At 40.5% G+C, this 19,178-nt stretch carries 11 protein-coding genes, 2 tRNA genes and 3 rRNA genes; 13 read left to right on the forward strand and 3 right to left on the reverse strand.

The window, feature by feature from the left end; genetic code table 11:
* Positions 1–147 precede the first annotated feature (147 nt).
* The gene (grpE, locus tag FHR28_RS13865; RefSeq protein ID WP_004719014.1) at positions 148–687 is read right to left on the reverse strand and encodes a nucleotide exchange factor GrpE; all 540 of its coding nucleotides are present in this window, start codon (positions 685–687) and stop codon (positions 148–150) included.
* Between the two features lie 825 nt (positions 688–1,512).
* On the opposite strand from grpE, the gene FHR28_RS13870 reads away from it, so the two are divergent.
* Positions 1,513–1,779, forward strand: a complete 267-nt coding sequence (locus tag FHR28_RS13870; RefSeq protein WP_004719017.1) for a hypothetical protein — start codon at positions 1,513–1,515, stop codon at positions 1,777–1,779.
* A gap of 76 nt (positions 1,780–1,855) precedes the next feature.
* On the opposite strand, the gene FHR28_RS13875 is transcribed toward FHR28_RS13870, so the two are convergent.
* Positions 1,856–2,863: a putative solute-binding protein gene (locus tag FHR28_RS13875; protein ID WP_004719019.1), complete on the reverse strand. Its 1,008-nt coding sequence runs from the start codon at positions 2,861–2,863 to the stop codon at positions 1,856–1,858.
* Positions 2,864–3,225: 362 nt separating this feature from the next.
* Here FHR28_RS13875 and tauA point away from each other — a divergent pair, with 362 nt between their 5' ends.
* The 12 genes from tauA to FHR28_RS13935 all read left to right on the forward strand — a co-directional run bounded on the left by tauA (position 3,226) and on the right by FHR28_RS13935 (position 18,209).
* Positions 3,226–4,215, forward strand: a complete 990-nt coding sequence (tauA, locus tag FHR28_RS13880) for a taurine ABC transporter substrate-binding protein (protein ID WP_166782894.1) — start codon at positions 3,226–3,228, stop codon at positions 4,213–4,215.
* A gap of 18 nt (positions 4,216–4,233) precedes the next feature.
* Entirely contained in the window at positions 4,234–5,058 is an 825-nt protein-coding gene (tauB, locus tag FHR28_RS13885) for a taurine ABC transporter ATP-binding subunit (RefSeq protein WP_166782895.1), read from the forward strand.
* Positions 5,058–5,900: a taurine ABC transporter permease TauC gene (gene tauC, locus FHR28_RS13890; RefSeq protein WP_056515459.1), complete on the forward strand. Its 843-nt coding sequence runs from the start codon at positions 5,058–5,060 to the stop codon at positions 5,898–5,900. Before tauB ends, tauC begins: the two co-directional genes overlap by 1 nt.
* A 101-nt stretch (positions 5,901–6,001) precedes the next feature.
* A complete protein-coding gene (gene tauD / locus FHR28_RS13895; protein ID WP_056515455.1) occupies positions 6,002–6,865 on the forward strand; it encodes a taurine dioxygenase in 864 nt (287 codons plus the stop codon).
* Between the two features lie 298 nt (positions 6,866–7,163).
* On the forward strand, positions 7,164–9,065 hold the full coding sequence (locus FHR28_RS13900; protein ID WP_166782896.1) for a 5'-nucleotidase C-terminal domain-containing protein: 1,902 nt from the start codon (positions 7,164–7,166) through the stop codon (positions 9,063–9,065).
* A gap of 535 nt (positions 9,066–9,600) precedes the next feature.
* Positions 9,601–11,724, forward strand: coding sequence for an AAA family ATPase (locus FHR28_RS13905; RefSeq protein ID WP_166782897.1), 2,124 nt, complete (start codon positions 9,601–9,603; stop codon positions 11,722–11,724).
* Positions 11,725–12,311: 587 nt separating this feature from the next.
* A 16S ribosomal RNA gene (locus FHR28_RS13910) occupies positions 12,312–13,850 on the forward strand.
* Positions 13,851–13,909: 59 nt separating this feature from the next.
* Positions 13,910–13,986: transfer RNA gene (locus FHR28_RS13915), tRNA-Ile, on the forward strand.
* A gap of 44 nt (positions 13,987–14,030) precedes the next feature.
* A tRNA-Ala gene (locus FHR28_RS13920) sits at positions 14,031–14,106 on the forward strand.
* Positions 14,107–14,443: 337 nt separating this feature from the next.
* Positions 14,444–17,334, forward strand: a 23S ribosomal RNA gene (locus FHR28_RS13925).
* Positions 17,335–17,501: 167 nt separating this feature from the next.
* Positions 17,502–17,616: ribosomal RNA gene (gene rrf / locus FHR28_RS13930) — 5S ribosomal RNA — on the forward strand.
* Together the 16S, 23S and 5S rRNA genes with 2 tRNA genes alongside form the textbook arrangement of a ribosomal RNA operon.
* 260 nt (positions 17,617–17,876) lie before the next feature.
* Positions 17,877–18,209 carry a hypothetical protein gene (locus tag FHR28_RS13935; protein WP_034618067.1) on the forward strand — a complete coding sequence of 111 codons (333 nt, stop codon included), beginning with the start codon at positions 17,877–17,879 and terminating at the stop codon, positions 18,207–18,209.
* Between the two features lie 266 nt (positions 18,210–18,475).
* Here FHR28_RS13935 and FHR28_RS13940 read toward each other — a convergent pair whose 3' ends face one another.
* A complete protein-coding gene (locus FHR28_RS13940) occupies positions 18,476–19,174 on the reverse strand; it encodes a TIGR04219 family outer membrane beta-barrel protein (RefSeq protein WP_105714791.1) in 699 nt (232 codons plus the stop codon).
* Between the last annotated feature and the right edge of the window lie 4 nt (positions 19,175–19,178).

Genomic DNA, 19,178 nt, shown 5'->3' on the forward strand with positions numbered 1-19,178 from the left:
TCTTTTGAATCCCTGGTTTCCTCTTTTTGCAAAGGGGAGTTAAAAGGGATTTTCTTGTTATCCGATATGAGAGCCATTCAAAAATTTTCAAGTCATGATTTGTGAAAATTCATGAAAATATTTTTAAAAAGCTCCTATTTATTACGCTTATTGACCAACCATCACCATTGCAGGGCGAAGTAGTCGACCATTTAAGGTGTAGCCTTTTTGCAAAACTGTGCCAATTTGGTTGGCTTGTGCATTTGGGTCGATCCCTACAGCTTGATGTAAGTCAGCGTTAAAACCATTGGTTGTGTCTGCTTCAACAACACCGAATTTTTCTAAAGTGGTGAGAAGTGATTTCAAAGTCAGTTTTACGCCTTCGAGTACAGGTGTTTCTTCATCACCACCTGCAAGAATTGCACGTTCAAGGTTGTCGACAGAATTTAATAATTCTTTGGCAAACTTTTCTAACACAATGTCTTTATGCTTTTCAGCATCACGTTGAATACGTTCTACACTTTTTTGTGCTTCATAAACTGCATTTGCAGTACGTGCTTTTTCGAGTTTTAAGCTCTCTTCAAGATGACTGATTTGAGCCTGTAAAGCTTCAACGGTAACTTCAACCTGTTCATTTTCAGCCTGAGTTTGCTGTTCGGCTTGCTCGTTTTGAATATCTTGGGCTTCTTGATTCTGCTCAGTTGCCATTGATTTACTCCGTTTAAATGGGTTCTTAAACATGTACAGTCCTTATCGGCAGCAGTTTTGCACTGTGTTCATTTTTGAACTGCCATGATCGTTTAATTCATTAATGAATAAGAAATGTGGGCGAGCCGCTAAAATTCAAGCAGTTTTAGACATTATTTAATGAAATTCAGTGAAAAAAGCGGATCTAAGAGAGAAATCTTAAAATTTAAAGATATTTTTGTTGGAATAATCATCAAATCAATGATTATTTTTTTAGATTAAAAATTTAAATTTATGAGGAATTGATGCGGTTATTGGTTAAAAATGATGAGTAAATTCAAAAATTAAAATTGAATGAATAGATCAAAATACTTAACTCACATGTAAAACCGATTAAACTTATTGAAAATAAGGCTTTGCGAAAAAGCAATAATTTAATTATCATGCTTCATAGATTCTATGGCTGTAGTTTCTTTTTTTAGTTTGAACAATGTTTTCATCGCTTATCCAATCTTCTTGGGTAAGCTTTTTTTTGTCTTGTAAAAACCATTAACAATGTAAGTAATGCGAAACTTTTATGGTAAAAGTATATCTTTTATTAGATAGACTTTTGCCTAATCGCATTCAATCCCATCAAAAAATCCAGCGAAATGAAACAAGTATAATGAAAAATAAAATAGGTCAATCTAAATCATTGATTTAATAAACTTTGCATAACTTATACGGCAATACCTTAAAAGTCTAACCAAGCTTCAACGAAGTTTGCAGAAAAAATAGCAATCATAGTCAGCACGACAACGCAGTCCTGTGTTGCCGTTTTTTGATAGAGTGATAAAGGAATTTATGATGAAAAAATCAGGTCTTATTTTTATGCTATTGGCTGGTGTTGCGGTCATGAGTACGGCGTGTACATCAAGTGAAACAACACAAGCACCTGAAACGACCCAATCAGCACCAATGAGTTCTGCAGATCAACAACAATCGGCACAAACTTCGACGGTAGATCCGACTCAACAAGGTACTGCTGTTGAGGGCGATGCGACGATTCAGCAATCACAACCTGCTCAAGCAACCAATGACCCAAGTTTAGTTGAACAACCTTCAGCTCAATAAGTTTTAAAATAAAAAATCAGGCAATTTATGGATGCCTCCATTGCCTGATTTTTTATCAATAACTTTTGAAGAGATGTTATTCACCCGCCAAAGAACATTCAAAATTGGTTCGATCTACAGTACAACGTGCCCGTTTAAGCACTGACATCATGGTCGGATCGTAAATACCTTGTCGGGTTAAATCCATACGTCCATCTCGTAACAGCTTTTGATATTTTTCAGTATCTACTTTACTTAAATTCAAACGATATTTAGCAGGAATGCCTTCTTCTAAACGTTTGACCATACTGAATTGACGCGGAAGTTGCTTGATAAACCAGGTTCTAGAATCATTGCCAAAAGTAGCTGGGAATTTTTGAGATCTAAACACCAGATCAGCAGTAACATTAAGCACTGGAAAATTGATCAATGCACCTTTAGAGCCAAGCCCTTTTTCCATTTCTAAAGGTTTAAATGCATAGGCTGGTGCCCCCACCATTGGTACTTCACCTGTATTAAACTTCTTAATAAAATTGGAAATATCGGATGGAACAGGAATTGCTCCAACACGTTCAACCATTGCAATCTGTGCTTTGTCATACGCCAATACCGCAAATTTTTTACCTTTACCTTTTTCAATGGTATTGATGGCTCGATCATTCACAAAGATATAGGCAGGGCCAATTTGACCGATTCCACCAATTTCTATTTCTTCATTGTCTATCTTGGTTTTTAAGCGTTTTACATTACGTTTATCCAAGACAAAGGTAATCGCTTTGAGCGCAATGGCATTGGTTGGAACACCACCCAACGCATCAATAGATCCTGCGAATTTATTGTATTGGCGTGCACGCATTGTGGTGATATAGGCAGCATCACATTTGCCATTTTTAAAATCTTTATCAGCAAGCTCTTCATTTTGGTAAGCAATGAGCTGGACATCGGTATTCCATGTTTTTGCAGCGAGTGCCCACTCTTCCATCATTTTATAGGATTCACCAGCTTTCCCTAATAAATCAAAAACACAGATTTCTTGTTTTGCTTGAGAGGTACTTGATATTCCTAATAATACGATTGTAGTAAGGGCAAGAAATTCCTTTTTCATGTTATATCCTTATACTTAAAACGCGTTTTATTTATACTAAATATAGTAATTTTATTTGAATAAAAATAGAGTTTTTACTCTATTTCCGATGAATAAACCATTGAATAGCTTACTTAATGTGATTTATTTATCTTAATAAAATATTATTGTGATGTTGTTATGGTTGTTGGTGTGGGTTTAGTGGCTTAATTAAAATCTTGTTAATTTTGATCGATCTAGAAAAATAAAATAGATTTCAAGTTTTGTTAATCAATAAAACATATAAGTAAATCTAAAAAACGTATTTTTAATAATATACAAAAAAACCGTACCATGAGGCTGATTCCCATCTCTTTTTATTTATTCTAGTCCATACATTGATCATGAAATTTCAGCAACTGATTTTGCTTTGCTCAGCTATAAGCTTATATAGCTATAGTGGTTTGGCAAATGCTCGCCCTATCGTCATTGGTTATCAAACCAACATAGAACCTGCCAAAGTTGCACAGGCTGATGGTGTGTATGACAAAGTGATTGGGGAAAAACTGGATTGGCGCTTATTTAATAGTGGTGCAGAGGTTTTAACTGCATTGGCTTCTGGTTCTGTAGATATCGCACTGATTGGCTCAAGTCCGTTAGGGGCAGCTGTTGCCAATAATTTGCCCATAGAGGTGTTTTTAATTTCTACCGATCTGAAAAGTGCGGAAGCCTTAGTGGTGAGAAATGGCTCAGGAATTAATAGTCCTCAGGACTTGATTGGGAAAAAGGTGGCCACGCCATTTGCTTCGACTTCCCATTACAGTTTATTGGGGGCTTTGCAGCATTGGAATATTAAAACCAATCAAATACGGTTGTTGAACCTAAAACCAGCTGAAATTAATGCAGCATGGCGCAGAGGCGATATAGATGCAGCTTTTGTCTGGTCACCTGCACTTGCCAATATTAAGAAAACCGGCAAGGTCATCACAGATGCAGGGCAGGTTGGGCAATGGGGTTCGCCTACATTTGAAGTTTGGGTAGCACGTAAAGATTTTGTACAGAAGCATCCTGATGTCTTAGCAAAGTTTTCAACAGTAACACTGAACTATTACCAATCTTATAACCAGAATAAAAGTCGTTGGACTGCCAACTCGGCTGAAGTGCAAAAAATTGCCAAAATTACCGGCGTAGATGCTCAAGATGTGCCAGCGCTTCTTGCTGGCGCCGCCTATCCAGATCGTCAGGCGCAATTAAGCACTCAATACCTTGGTGGGCGGACCACACAAAATATTGTCAACTCAGTGAACTTTTTAAAAGCACAAGGTCTGGTGAGAAAGGTTTCTCCAAATTATCAACAGTTTATTAACACGCGTTTTATTCAAACATCGAAATAGAGATCGGAAGTATTCATCATGGCTGTATTGACTGTAGAACATGTACAAGCACAGTATCCGGGTGCTGAACAACCGGTACTGAAAGATGTTTCATTTCAGCTGGGCTCTGAGCAACTGATGGTTGCATTAGGTGCTTCAGGCAGTGGTAAAACAACCTTATTAAATCTGATTGCTGGATTTACTCAGCCACAAGCTGGCACTTTAAAACTGGATGGTGAAGCAATCGTTGCACCTAGCCGAGACCGTGGTGTGGTGTTCCAAGATGATGTTTTATTGCCTTGGCAAAATGTAGAAGACAATATTGCTTTTGGTTTAGAGCTTGCAGGGGTTGATAAAAAAACACGTCAAACCCGTGCACAAGCATTACTTAAATTGGTGAATTTAGAAGGCTTTGGTCAACGCCATATCTGGGAACTTTCAGGCGGGCAGCGTCAACGGGTCGGTTTAGCACGTGCTTTGGCTTCTGACCCTAAAATATTATTGATGGATGAGCCTTTTGGTGCTTTGGATGCGTTTATTCGTGAACAAATGCAGTGCTTATTATTAGATGTTTGGAAGAGTACGTCCAAACCTACTTTCTTAATTACCCATGACATTGAAGAAGCTGTTTTTCTGGCAACAGATCTGATTATTCTTGCACCAAATCCTGGGCGAATTGTGGAAAAGCTGGAGTTGGATTTTGCTAAACGCTATGCCAATGGCGAGCCAGCACGAAGTATTAAATCAGATCCCAAGTTTATTGAAATGCGAGAGCATGTGTTGAGTTGTGTATTCATTCAAAATAATCAGGATCAATACCATGTTGCTCAGAGCGACCAAGCTCAAGTGGAAAAGGTGGAGTAATGACAGCACAATTAGACCCTAAATTGATCCCTCGTACAGTTGAATCTCAGACTGTGGAGGTGAAGGTTCCACGTGAAGTCAATATTACTTTGATCAGTAGTATCACGATCATTACTTTGATTGCAATTTGGTGGCTGGTCACCACTTTAGGCTGGATTGATGCTTTATTCTTACCATCACCAACCGCCGTGTTGCAGCGTTTCAATGATTTGTTCAGCAATGGCTATATGAGTATTAGCTTGTGGAGTCATATTGGTGCAAGTTTGGGGCGTATTGGTACAGCGTTGATTGCTGCGGTTATCACTGCGATTCCAGTGGGGATAGCGATTGGTCGCAATAAAATTGTGCGGGGTATTTTAGATCCCATCATTGAGTTTTATCGTCCGATTCCGCCGTTGGCGTATTTACCCTTGATTGTAATTTGGTGTGGTATTGGTGAATTGTCCAAGGTGCTACTGATTTATCTGGCAATTTTTGCACCGATTGTTATCGCAACAGCAACTGGTGTCCGTTCAGTCGACCAAGCCAAAATTCGTGCTGCACAGTCTTTGGGTGCAAGCCCAATGCAAATTATTAAACATGTGGTTTTACCAAGTTCTTTACCGAGCATTTTAACCGGTATCCGTATTGGTCTTGGGGTGGGATGGTCGACTTTGGTGGCAGCAGAGTTGGTTGGCGCCTCAGAAGGTTTAGGCTTTATGGTGCAATCATCTTCACAGCTTTTGGCTACGGATGTTGTGATTGTCGGGATTTTAATTATCGCTGTGATTGCCTTTATTCTGGAAATTGGTTTACGTCGTTTGCAAAAGAAATTAGTCCCTTGGGATAAGCAATCTCAGTAAGTTATTTTTCGCTACATTTTTCGATAGCATATCGCCATATTTAGTTTTAACGTTTTAATGATGCATTGCCTTTAATACATCGTGAGATGATCGAGGAAGAAATGAACGCTGTTGTTTCAAATATTTTTAAAGTTACCCCATTAAATCCAACGATTGGTGCGCTGATTGAAGGTGTGAATTTCAATCAGCCTTTAACACCTGAACAAAAGGCTTTGATTGAAGCAGCTTTATTGAAACATCAGGTGATCTTTTTCAGAAATCAGCCGATGACTGCACAGCAACATGCAGCTTTGGCGCGTCAATTTGGTCAGTTACACATCCACCCAATTTACCCCAATATTCCAGAACAACCAGAAATCATGGTTTTAGATACGGAATTAAATGATTTACGGGATAATGCACTGTGGCATACCGATGTGACTTTTCTTGAAACACCAGCAATGGGCGCAATTTTAAGTGCAAAAAAAGTCCCTGCATGGGGTGGAGATACGCTTTGGTCAAGTGGAACAGCGGCGTTTGAAGCATTATCCAAACCGATGCAAGCGATGTTGTCTGGTTTAACTGCAACACATGATATTGCGCGTTCATTTCCAGTAGATCGTTTTGGTGGTGATCCTGCTGAATTAGAAAAGCTAGAACAGGCTAAGAAAAAACATCCTCCGATTAGCCATCCTGTGATTCGTACTCATCCTGTCACAGGTCGTAAAGCTTTATTTGTGAGTGAGGGTTTTACCACACGAATTAATGAACTCGAAGCCAAAGAAAGCGATGCTGTCTTGAAAATGTTGTTTGAACATATTCAGAAACCAGAGTTTGTAGTGCGTTGGTCATGGCAGGCCAATGATGTGGCATTTTGGGATAATCGTTGTACCTTCCACTATGCTGTTGATGATTACCGTCCTCAGCACCGTGTTATGAATCGAGCCACTTTGATGGGTGATAAACCTTTTTATCAAGCAGATTAAGGTTTAACTTGTTATAAAAACCAATCAAATTTGATTGGTTTTTTATTTTTTAAACAACTGAATTTGAATACAACTTTTTGAAACTTCAATATTTAAAAAATACATTAAAGAAAAAATCATAAAATGAGCTGTTGGTAAAAGTATCGGTATGCTGTGTTTGTCGGTGTTCACAAAACAATTTGAATATTCAAGCTCTGATGAAACCTTGTTGCTGAGCAATAATGTTTAATTATTCATCAAAATTAAACAAATGATCAACATACTAGGCCATAAATATTTATTGCTTGTTGGAAATATCATGTTGATTAATAATAAAAAGCAAATCATTTTGCTGAGTGTACTGTCTACGCTGTTGGTTGCTTGTAATGATGATAATGATCATTCAAATACTGAAAAACCAGTAGAGGCAAAAGCTTTAGAACTTAATATCTTGCATATTAATGACCATCATTCACATTTAGATGAAGAAAGCATTAAATTTAAAAGCAATGTGGGGACAGGAGATGAAGAGTTTAGTGTTGCAAGTGGTGGATTTGCACGTGTTGCAAGCTTAATTAACCAACTTGCAGTAGAAAAGAAAAATGCTTTAAAAATACATGCTGGTGATGCGATCACTGGCGATTTGTACTATAACTTAACGGATGGTAAAGCAGACGCAGATGCAATGAACACCGTTTGTTTTGATACATTTACGCCTGGTAACCATGAGTTTGATTCTAAAGATGATGGATTAAAGAAATTTATTGGTTTCTTGGATCAAAGTTCTTGTAAAGACAAAACCCAAATTTTAACGGCCAATGTCAGTTTTGGTGCATCTTCACCGTTGTATAAAACCAATCGCATTTTGAAGTCACAAGTGTTTGAAAAAGAGGGGGTTAAATTTGCAATCATTGGTTTAACGGTTGCTAAGAAAACCAAAAACTCTTCTCAACCAAATGCTGATACATTGTTTGCAGATGAAATTGAAACAGCACAAAAAGAAATAAATCAATATAAAGCACAAGGTATTAAAAATATTATTCTTCAAACCCATGTGGGATATGACTTAGACCAACAGCTGGCAAAATCACTTACCGATGTTGATGTGATTATTGGGGGTGATTCACATACCTTGTTGGGCCCTGACAGTCTTAAAAAATATGGCATGACACCTGAAGGTGCTTATCCAACACAGCTGAGAAACAAAGATGGTCAATTGGTCTGCGTCGCGCAAGCTTGGCAGTACAGTTATATCGTGGGCGATTTAAATGTGAAGTTTGACAAAAACGGGAATGTCGAAAGCTGTAGTGGAACACCACATGTACTCATTGGGAATAACTTTACCCGTACCGCCAAAGACGCAAAAGCAGTCACCGAAACTGAAAAACAAGCAATTCTGACGCAATTTAAAACAGATCAGGCCCCATTTACTGTTGTAATGCCACTACAAAAGACTTTGGATGTTTTAAAACCGTATCAGGAACAAAAGAAAAAATTTGCTCAGGAAATCGTAGGTCAAGCCACAGATAATCTCTGTTCACGTCGAGTCCCTGGTACACAACGGGATGTAAATCGTTCAACACTCGGCGATATCTGTAATAAGAATACCCATGTCGATCAACATGGTGGAGATATTCAACAAATTATTGCTGAAGCGTTTTTACAACAAGGAAAGACCTTCTTTGGCGCTGATATCTCATTCCAAAATGGTGGTGGTGTCCGTGAAGATGTTGCTTTAGGGGATGTGACGGTTGGTAAAATTTATAATGTCTTACCGTTCAAGAATACATTGTTGCGTTTAGACCTGACGGGTGCTGAAGTTAAAGCCACCTTAGAGGATGCAATAGATGGTGTGATTGCCCAGAATAATACGGGTAGCTATCCATATACTGGTGGTATGCGTTGGAATGTTGACTTTACCAAAGACAAAGGCCAGCGTCTTAACCAAATACAAGTACGTAATGCATCTGGGCAATATGAAAATCTAGATCTCAATAAGACTTACAAAGCGATCACGATTGATTTTCTTGCCAATGGTGGTGACTACTATACTACCCTGAAAACCATTACTGGTGAGCGCCGTGTGAATGTTGGCTTAGACTATGCGGAGGCTTTCCTCAAATATGCCCAAGGTTTGGCTGGTCAGACAGGTCAAAAGAAAATTAATAAATTAGCAACGGCTGAATACAGTACCCAGCTATTTATCGATAAAGCAAAATAAACTGAAACAGACAATCAAAATCCCGCTTCGGCGGGATTTTTTTCGTTGGGTCGTTGATGAAAACTGACAAAATCCTATGTTGGTGGTGAATAAATAATTGCAAAAATCCCTGCTTAACTTTAAAATGAGCCAAAATTTAGCCACGATGGCTTAAATAATCACAATGACAAACCCAATTTTCTTTTCACTTGCCTCAATTTGATCTTGTAACGTTGCCTTTTGACAAGATTGTTTACAACCACTGACTGGTTGCAGGATAACCATAATATCTTGATTGAACCCATCATTTTAAGCAGGGTGCTTAAAATGTGATTTGAATCAGCTGTTAAATTCAATATTCGGGAGAAAAATCATGTTGTTTAACGTATTTCTCATTTTGGGCTTTAAATAGACCCTATACATTTTTAATCGTTTAAATTAAACGAAAATAAACCTTATTTTAAAGAATATAGATGTTCTGAGGGATGACTTTGCTTGCAGAAAATGCAAATTGGAAAAAGTTTAGCCTTCGGCATGAAAAGAAAAAAGTGAATATATGAACGAATATATTAATCAACCTTTTGCACAAAATATGCATCAGGTTGACGTAGAGGATTTTGCTGAAATTTCTCCGATTGTAAAACTTTGGGCTTTTCGATTTTTGGTCGAGTTAGGTGGTGCAAAAGAATTTATTTCTGATCATTGCTTTAGTCATCAATGGATTGCAAAAAAGTTAGGTTTTTCTGAAGCATTACTTGCAGATAAGTTCGATGAGCAAGCTGCTTATCAGGAACTCAACCATTTGCATAAAAATAGCCAACAGCAAAATTTATTAGATAATTTTCAGTTCAATGCTGAGTTGCAATATAACCTAAAGTTAATACAGCAATTACTGGATTTAAATGCTGTTGAAAGCACGATTTTAGGCTTTATCGTGATGTTAAACAGTGAACAACTTTTAGATGATATTGCGGATACCATCGGTGAATTGACTGCGTCTAAAACCATACGTGCTTTGGCTGTAGTTTTAGATTTGCCTTATGAAGCAATTCGTCAGGCTTTGTCTGTACAAGGGCGTTTACATCGCAGTGGTTTAATCAGTGTTCAACAACACTATCGTAATTATTTACGTGGGAAATTGAATCTGGTGTCAAACCAATTGGCCGATAAGTTATTGGTGAAAACCAATGATGTGATGGATCTGTTTGTTGGAACCATTAATAAAAGTCAGCCTGCTGAATTAACCTTAGAGGATTATCCTCATTTACACACTGAATTGACTTTACTCCTAGCTTATTTAAAGCAAGTCAAAATGAGTAAGCAACAGGGTGTAAATATCTTCCTTTATGGCAGTTCAGGCACAGGAAAGACACAACTGTGTAAGAGCCTTGCAGATGAAATGGCGGTGCAACTTTTTGAAATCTCCTGTGAAGATGAAGATGGTGATGCAATTTCAGCCACAGGGCGTTTATGTGCGTATCGTGCAGCACAATGCATTTTCGACAGTCAATCTGCTTTATTGATGTTTGATGAAGTTGAGGATGTGTTTAATGACACCGAAAATGGCGTGGGGATGAAAAGCACTGCGCAAAGTCGTAAGGCTTGGGTCAATCGTATTTTAGAGCAAAATCGTACACCAACGATTTGGGTGTCTAATTCCGATCAGCTTGATCCTGCGTTTATACGCCGTTTTGATATGGTGCTTGAAATTAAAGTGCCACCTAAAAAGCAACGCAGAAGTTTTATCGAGCAACATTGTGGTCAAGAACTTAATCCTTTGTATCAGGAAGCCTTGGCCAATGTTGAACAATTATCTCCAGCAATTTTACGCCGTAGTTATCGTGTTGCCAAAGCGGCTCAAATGCACAATGAGCATTTAGTGATACAGGAAAGCATGACCAAATTGGTTTCCAATACATTAAAAGCACAGGGTCACCAAGGTATTAAATTGCAAGATAGTAATGCTTTGCCCAAGTTCTATGATTTGAACTATATCAACTGTAAGGTGAATCTTGCGGAGATCGCATCAGGTATCCAGCAACATGGTTTTGGCCGGTTATGTCTATACGGAGCATCAGGAACAGGTAAAACTGCATTTGCACGATGGTTATCTGAAACCATCAATCGACCTTTACTGATTAAGCGTGGTTCAGACTTAATTTCTGCTTGGGTCGGTGAAACAGAACAGAACCTTGCTAAAGCGTTTCATGAAGCCGAAGACTTACAGGCAATTTTATTGCTGGATGAAGTAGATGGTTTATTACAAGATCGCCGCCAAGCAACCCGCTCTTGGGAAGTTTCTCAGGTAAATGAGTTTTTGGTTCAAATGGAAAGCTTTAATGGCATCGTGGTGGCGACAACCAATCGCTTTGATGAACTTGATCAAGCTGCATTACGCCGTTTCGATTTTAAAATGCATTTTGATTTTCTAAATTATGCACAGCGTTTGGCTTTACTGGAAAATGTCTGCACACAACTCAAACTTGTTGTTCATGAAGCCGATATAAAAGTAAAACTGCAATCTTTAGATCGTTTAAGTGCTGGAGACTTTGCGGTGATTGTACGACAGTCCTGTTTTCATCCTTTTGAAAATGTGGATTCTATTCTGCAGCATTTAACAGATGAAATGACTGCAAAATATAAAAGTGCACAAAGTATAGGATTTACCGCATCAAATTGATGCGGTTTTTCTTTTTGAATCCTGATTCAGTTGAATAATGCTTAGATTTTGTGATTCGAGAGTGGAAAACAAAGCATAAAAATAACTTTAATATGAAAAAAATAATGAAAAATGCTTAAAAAATAGATAAAAAGCATAAAAAAACACTGATTTTGAGGAAAAAACGCACATCCGATAAGAAAGTTTAAAAAAAGGGGTTGTGTTGGATTGGGAATGCTGTAGAATGCACATCCATCGGCGGTGATGTTAAATAAAACTTCTGATAAATCAGGCACTTGATTAAGTTGTTAAGATTTCGAATTGAGATTTTAAGATGAGATTGGAGTTGGGTTTGTTAGAAAAAATAATTAACATTATTGATTGACTTTTTAGAGATAGAGAGTAGTATAGCCGACCTAGCTTGATGCTGACGAAGCATTGAGAAGATCATTAAGAGAATATGAAGAACAACTTGTGTGGATTTTTACTGATTGATTGATCGAAATATTATCATTGATTGATTGGTTTAAATTACTCGAAGTTTATTTGAGAGAATTTGTCAGTACATTGATGAGCCAGAATTGTGACCTTAAGTCACTAATGATTTTTAACTGAAGAGTTTGATCATGGCTCAGATTGAACGCTGGCGGCAGGCTTAACACATGCAAGTCGAGCGGGGGAGGTTGCTTCGGTAACTGACCTAGCGGCGGACGGGTGAGTAATACTTAGGAATCTGCCTATTAATGGGGGACAACATCTCGAAAGGGATGCTAATACCGCATACGCCCTACGGGGGAAAGCAGGGGATCACTTGTGACCTTGCGTTAATAGATGAGCCTAAGTCGGATTAGCTAGTTGGTGGGGTAAAGGCCTACCAAGGCGACGATCTGTAGCGGGTCTGAGAGGATGATCCGCCACACTGGGACTGAGACACGGCCCAGACTCCTACGGGAGGCAGCAGTGGGGAATATTGGACAATGGGGGGAACCCTGATCCAGCCATGCCGCGTGTGTGAAGAAGGCCTTATGGTTGTAAAGCACTTTAAGCGAGGAGGAGGCTCTCTTGGTTAATACCCAAGATGAGTGGACGTTACTCGCAGAATAAGCACCGGCTAACTCTGTGCCAGCAGCCGCGGTAATACAGAGGGTGCGAGCGTTAATCGGATTTACTGGGCGTAAAGCGTGCGTAGGCGGCTTTTTAAGTCGGATGTGAAATCCCCGAGCTTAACTTGGGAATTGCATTCGATACTGGGAAGCTAGAGTATGGGAGAGGATGGTAGAATTCCAGGTGTAGCGGTGAAATGCGTAGAGATCTGGAGGAATACCGATGGCGAAGGCAGCCATCTGGCCTAATACTGACGCTGAGGTACGAAAGCATGGGGAGCAAACAGGATTAGATACCCTGGTAGTCCATGCCGTAAACGATGTCTACTAGCCGTTGGGGCCTTTGAGGCTTTAGTGGCGCAGCTAACGCGATAAGTAGACCGCCTGGGGAGTACGGTCGCAAGACTAAAACTCAAATGAATTGACGGGGGCCCGCACAAGCGGTGGAGCATGTGGTTTAATTCGATGCAACGCGAAGAACCTTACCTGGTCTTGACATAGTAAGAACTTTCCAGAGATGGATTGGTGCCTTCGGGAACTTACATACAGGTGCTGCATGGCTGTCGTCAGCTCGTGTCGTGAGATGTTGGGTTAAGTCCCGCAACGAGCGCAACCCTTTTCCTTATTTGCCAGCACTTCGGGTGGGAACTTTAAGGATACTGCCAGTGACAAACTGGAGGAAGGCGGGGACGACGTCAAGTCATCATGGCCCTTACGACCAGGGCTACACACGTGCTACAATGGTCGGTACAAAGGGTTGCTACCTAGCGATAGGATGCTAATCTCAAAAAGCCGATCGTAGTCCGGATTGGAGTCTGCAACTCGACTCCATGAAGTCGGAATCGCTAGTAATCGCGGATCAGAATGCCGCGGTGAATACGTTCCCGGGCCTTGTACACACCGCCCGTCACACCATGGGAGTTTGTTGCACCAGAAGTAGGTAGTCTAACCGTAAGGAGGACGCTTACCACGGTGTGGCCGATGACTGGGGTGAAGTCGTAACAAGGTAGCCGTAGGGGAACCTGCGGCTGGATCACCTCCTTAACGAAAGATTGACGATTGGTAAGAATCCACAACAAGTTGTTCTTCATTGATGTATCTGAGGGTCTGTAGCTCAGTTGGTTAGAGCACACGCTTGATAAGCGTGGGGTCACAAGTTCAAGTCTTGTCAGACCCACCAAGTCTACTGAACACAGAAGAGCAGATATATTAAGATCTTAAGCTGGGGACTTAGCTTAGTTGGTAGAGCGCCTGCTTTGCACGCAGGAGGTCAACGGTTCGACTCCGTTAGTCTCCACCACTAATTAAAGACTAAGTGATTACAGAACTTAGTAAGCAGATAGCTTATTAAGTTCTGTGATTTATCACAGTTAACTACTCGCTGACGAGGCGGTAGTGAATCATTAACAGAATATATTTGAGTTGAAATAATTGTTTAAACTCGTTTTAGTTGATGTTAGCAAGCAATTGTTAATGTTGAATGAAATGAGCACTAGCGATAAAACTGAATCAAGCGTTTTGGTATATGAATTAAATTGAAGCTGTATAGTGATTAAATTCACAGGCAACAAATAGAAGTGATTAAGTTCACATTGTTGATCCTCCTTGTAGGGATTAACGACTGTTTGGGGTTGTATAGTCAAGTAATTAAGTGCATGTGGTGGATGCCTTGGCAGTCAGAGGCGATGAAAGACGTAATAGCCTGCGATAAGCTTCGGGGAGGCGGCAAATATCCTGTGATCCGGAGATTTCTGAATGGGGAAACCCACTTACCATAAGGTAGGTATCGCATGATGAATACATAGTCATGCGAGGCGAACGAGGGGAAGTGAAACATCTCAGTACCCTTAGGAAAAGAAATCAATTGAGATTCCCTCAGTAGCGGCGAGCGAACGGGGATCAGCCCATTAAGTTATATGTGTTTTAGCGGAAAGCTCTGGGAAGTGCTACCGTAGAGGGTGATAGTCCCGTACACGAAAGGGCACATATAATGATGACGAGTAGGGCGAGGCACGTGAAACCTTGTCTGAATATGGGGGGACCATCCTCCAAGGCTAAATACTCCTGACTGACCGATAGTGAACCAGTACCGTGAGGGAAAGGCGAAAAGAACCCCTGTGAGGGGAGTGAAATAGATCCTGAAACCGCATGCATACAAGCAGTGGGAGCCAACTTGTTTGGTGACTGCGTACCTTTTGTATAATGGGTCAGCGACTTATATTCAGTAGCAAGGTTAACCGTATAGGGGAGCCGTAGAGAAATCGAGTCTTAATAGGGCGTTTAGTTGCTGGGTATAGACCCGAAACCGGGTGATCTATCCATGAGCAGGTTGAAGGTTGGGTAACACTAACTGGAGGACCGAACCCACTGTCGTTGAAAAGCCAGGGGATGACTTGTGGATAGGGGTGAAAGGCTAATCAAACTCGGTGATAGCTGGTTCTCCCCGAAAGCTATTTAGGTAGCGCCTCGGACGAATACCATAGGGGGTAGAGCACTGTTTCGGCTAGGGGGTCATCCCGACTTACCAAACCGATGCAAACTCCGAATACCTATGAGTACTATCCGGGAGACAGACTGCGGGTGCTAACGTCCGTAGTCAAGAGGAAAACAATCCAGACCGCCAGCTAAGGCCCCCAAATTATAGTTAAGTGGGAAACGATGTGGGAAGGCATAGACAGCTAGGAGGTTGGCTTAGAAGCAGCCACCCTTTAAAGAAAGCGTAATAGCTCACTAGTCGAGTCGGCCTGCGCGGAAGATGTAACGGGGCTAAAACTATATGCCGAAGCTGCGGATGTATACTATGTATACGTGGTAGGGGAGCGTTCTGTAAGCCGATGAAGGTGTATTGAGAAGTATGCTGGAGGTATCAGAAGTGCGAATGCTGACGTGAGTAACGACAAAACGGGTGAAAAACCCGTTCGCTGAAAGACCAAGGGTTCCAGTCCAACGTTAATCGGGGCTGGGTGAGTCGACCCCTAAGGCGAGGCCGAGAGGCGTAGTCGATGGGAAATTGGTTAATATTCCAATACTTCTGTGTAATGCGATGAGAGGACGGAGAAAGTTAAGTCAGCCTGGCGTTGGTTGTCCAGGTGAAAGGCAGTAGGCATGCATCTTAGGCAAATCCGGGGTGCTCTATGCTGAGAGCTGATAGCAAGCTAGTTTACTAGCGAAGTGGCTGATACTATGCTTCCAGGAAAAGTCTCTAAGCTTCAGTTACACAGGAATCGTACCCTAAACCGACACAGGTGGTCAGGTCGAGTAGACCAAAGCGCTTGAGAGAACTCTGCTGAAGGAACTAGGCAAAATGGTACCGTAACTTCGGGAGAAGGTACGCTGCTGACGGTGATAGGACTTGCTCCTTGAGCTATTGGCAGCCACAGAAACCAGGCCCCTGCAACTGTTTATTAAAAACATAGCACTCTGCAAACACGAAAGTGGACGTATAGGGTGTGATGCCTGCCCGGTGCTGGAAGGTTAATTGATGGGGTTAGCGTAAGCGAAGCTCTTGATCGAAGCCCCAGTAAACGGCGGCCGTAACTATAACGGTCCTAAGGTAGCGAAATTCCTTGTCGGGTAAGTTCCGACCTGCACGAATGGCATAATGATGGGGGCGCTGTCTCCAGCAGAGGCTCAGTGAAATCGAAATCGCCGTGAAGATGCGGTGTACCCGCGGCTAGACGGAAAGACCCCGTGAACCTTTACTGCAGCTTGACATTGAACTTTGATCTTACTTGTGTAGGATAGGTGGGAGGCTTTGAAGTAGTGACGCCAGTTGCTATGGAGCCATCCTTGAAATACCACCCTGGTAATATTGAGGTTCTAACTCTGTCCCGTTATCCGGGACGAGGACCATGTCTGGTGGGTAGTTTGACTGGGGCGGTCTCCTCCTAAAGAGTAACGGAGGAGTACGAAGGTGCGCTCAGCGTGGTCGGAAATCACGCGTAGAGTATAAAGGCAAAAGCGCGCTTAACTGCGAGACCCACAAGTCGAGCAGGTACGAAAGTAGGTCTTAGTGATCCGGTGGTTCTGTATGGAAGGGCCATCGCTCAACGGATAAAAGGTACTCTGGGGATAACAGGCTGATACCGCCCAAGAGTTCATATCGACGGCGGTGTTTGGCACCTCGATGTCGGCTCATCTCATCCTGGGGCTGAAGCAGGTCCCAAGGGTATGGCTGTTCGCCATTTAAAGAGGTACGCGAGCTGGGTTTAGAACGTCGTGAGACAGTTCGGTCCCTATCTACCGTGGGCGTTGGAAATTTGAGAGGATCTGCTCCTAGTACGAGAGGACCAGAGTGGACGAACCTCTGGTGTACCGGTTGTGACGCCAGTCGCATCGCCGGGTAGCTATGTTCGGAAGGGATAACCGCTGAAAGCATCTAAGCGGGAAGCCTACCTCAAGATAAGATTTCCCTAGGACTTTATGTCCTCTAAAGAGCCGTTGAAGACTACGACGTTGATAGGTTGGATGTGGAAGTGCGGTGACGCATGAAGCTGACCAATACTAATTGCTCGTGAGGCTTGACTATACAACACCCAAGCAGTTGTATACGAAGCATCATTTGATTCATAAAAGATCAAACATACTTGATTTAGTTGTAAAGCTAGTTACAATACCCAACTCAAATGTTCTGTTAAACTCATTTGGTACGAAGTAAGGCATTTAAATAAGACCCGAACAAGTCCATAACAGTTTGCTGGCGACAATAGCAAGAGTGAACCACCTGATCCCTTCCCGAACTCAGAAGTGAAACCTCTTAGCGCTGATGGTAGTGTGGGGTTACCCATGTGAGAGTAAGTCATCGCCAGCTTTTAAATCTAAAACACCCCGGTCTCTAACGAGAGCGGGGTGTTTTTTTATGCGTGGTGTTTATTAGCGAAATGAAACAGATCTAGTTATATTAAGTTAATTGATCACTGATTAAGCTTATGCATTGATGAAACTGAACTTATTTTCTTTATTTCTCATCATGATCATCATTGAAGTGAAGATATAGAAAGAGTTGAGCTATTGAACCAGTCGTTTCTTTATGCTAAAAATTAAAGTATTACGATAAAAACAGTTAATAATATGTTGATTTTCCAATTTTTCTTTACAGATTATGATGGTGAAGAGGTTTTACCCACTCAAAATCAGTATGCATCTATCGATGAAATCATAGAAATAATGCAATCTGTGTTAATCAGACCAGAAAACTTTTTAGGGATCGTTGATAAAAATGATCGTACTTTACAGTTTATCGTCAATGATGATTATTCATTAGATGCAGATATTCCTGTTCCTGATCAAAAAGGCTCTTATACAAAAACAATAAGTTTGCATGAAGCGGTTAAACTAGTTCAAAAACAAACTGAACTGATTCAAATTGATGCTATTGAAGGAATGGCTTTTATGAAGTGGTAAGTTTTTTACTTTAATTGTTTTAGTCTATTCAAAATAAAAAAACCTCAGACATCCATGCCTGAGGTTTTTTGTATTGGTTCTGAGGTATAACTCCTGTCGTACCTTTCGCTATCCTGCGTTATCGTCCTATCTTATTCTTGTTTTTAATGGAAACTTCCTGTTTCCTAATGTGTTTATAATATTAAAATTTAGCTGTTCTGCCTATACGCATAAATCGGCAGACCATGTAAGAAAAAGCTTACATGATCATAAACGGATATTTTCTATTAAAAATGGGCATTTAAACCAATATAAGGCCCTTTAAAATCTAATTTATATTTGATGTCATCTTTATCAGCATCAATACTCATATAGCGATATCCTACTTTAGCACCAAGGTCTAAAAGTAAACTTTGCACAAAATTATATTGAAGTTCTGCTTGTACATCTGTCAGTGTTGCATCTCCATCACTACCAACGATAATTTCTCCTTTGGTACTTAAACCTGTAAATGGGAGCTTCCCACCGATAGAGGCATAAGCAATAGGTAAATTACCAGACATCGTATAATCCATAGATTGAATTGCATCATATTGTTTAAAATCACCATTAATATTTGCTAAGCCTAAACCAATGTCTGCACTAACAATATTATCGAGTATTTCATAGTATAAAATATAATCAGTATTAGTAAGGTCAATTGTATTTGAGCTAAATGCACCATCATTATTGTTAGTTGAGCTATCTAAATTGGTGTATTTAATTTTTACATTCGGTAAAAGAGGAACAGGATGTTCAAAAGCAATCGAAGCTTGAATGCCATTATCACGATCAATATCATTATTACCATTTAGTGGCTTAGTATTTTCAATTTTTCCATTGTAAGACCAGTAATTCACATCACCTTTTAAACCAATAAAATCAGCTTGAGCAAATGAACTTAGACCTAATGCAGCGATAAATAAGGGTAATTGAATAGATTTCATATGT

The organism is Acinetobacter sp. BIGb0196, from assembly GCF_011759595.1.
Taxonomy (GTDB): Bacteria; Pseudomonadota; Gammaproteobacteria; order Pseudomonadales; family Moraxellaceae; genus Acinetobacter; species Acinetobacter guillouiae.

Coding starts and splice junctions, on each gene's coding strand:
- grpE (WP_004719014.1), bottom strand. CDS start 687: ATGGCAACTGAGCAGAATCAAGAAGCCCAAGATATTCAAAACGAGCAA.
- FHR28_RS13870 (WP_004719017.1), top strand. CDS start 1,513: ATGAAAAAATCAGGTCTTATTTTTATGCTATTGGCTGGTGTTGCGGTC.
- FHR28_RS13875 (WP_004719019.1), bottom strand. CDS start 2,863: ATGAAAAAGGAATTTCTTGCCCTTACTACAATCGTATTATTAGGAATA.
- tauA (WP_166782894.1), top strand. CDS start 3,226: ATGAAATTTCAGCAACTGATTTTGCTTTGCTCAGCTATAAGCTTATAT.
- tauB (WP_166782895.1), top strand. CDS start 4,234: ATGGCTGTATTGACTGTAGAACATGTACAAGCACAGTATCCGGGTGCT.
- tauC (WP_056515459.1), top strand. CDS start 5,058: ATGACAGCACAATTAGACCCTAAATTGATCCCTCGTACAGTTGAATCT.
- tauD (WP_056515455.1), top strand. CDS start 6,002: ATGAACGCTGTTGTTTCAAATATTTTTAAAGTTACCCCATTAAATCCA.
- FHR28_RS13900 (WP_166782896.1), top strand. CDS start 7,164: ATGTTGATTAATAATAAAAAGCAAATCATTTTGCTGAGTGTACTGTCT.
- FHR28_RS13905 (WP_166782897.1), top strand. CDS start 9,601: ATGAACGAATATATTAATCAACCTTTTGCACAAAATATGCATCAGGTT.
- FHR28_RS13935 (WP_034618067.1), top strand. CDS start 17,877: ATGTTGATTTTCCAATTTTTCTTTACAGATTATGATGGTGAAGAGGTT.
- FHR28_RS13940 (WP_105714791.1), bottom strand. CDS start 19,174: ATGAAATCTATTCAATTACCCTTATTTATCGCTGCATTAGGTCTAAGT.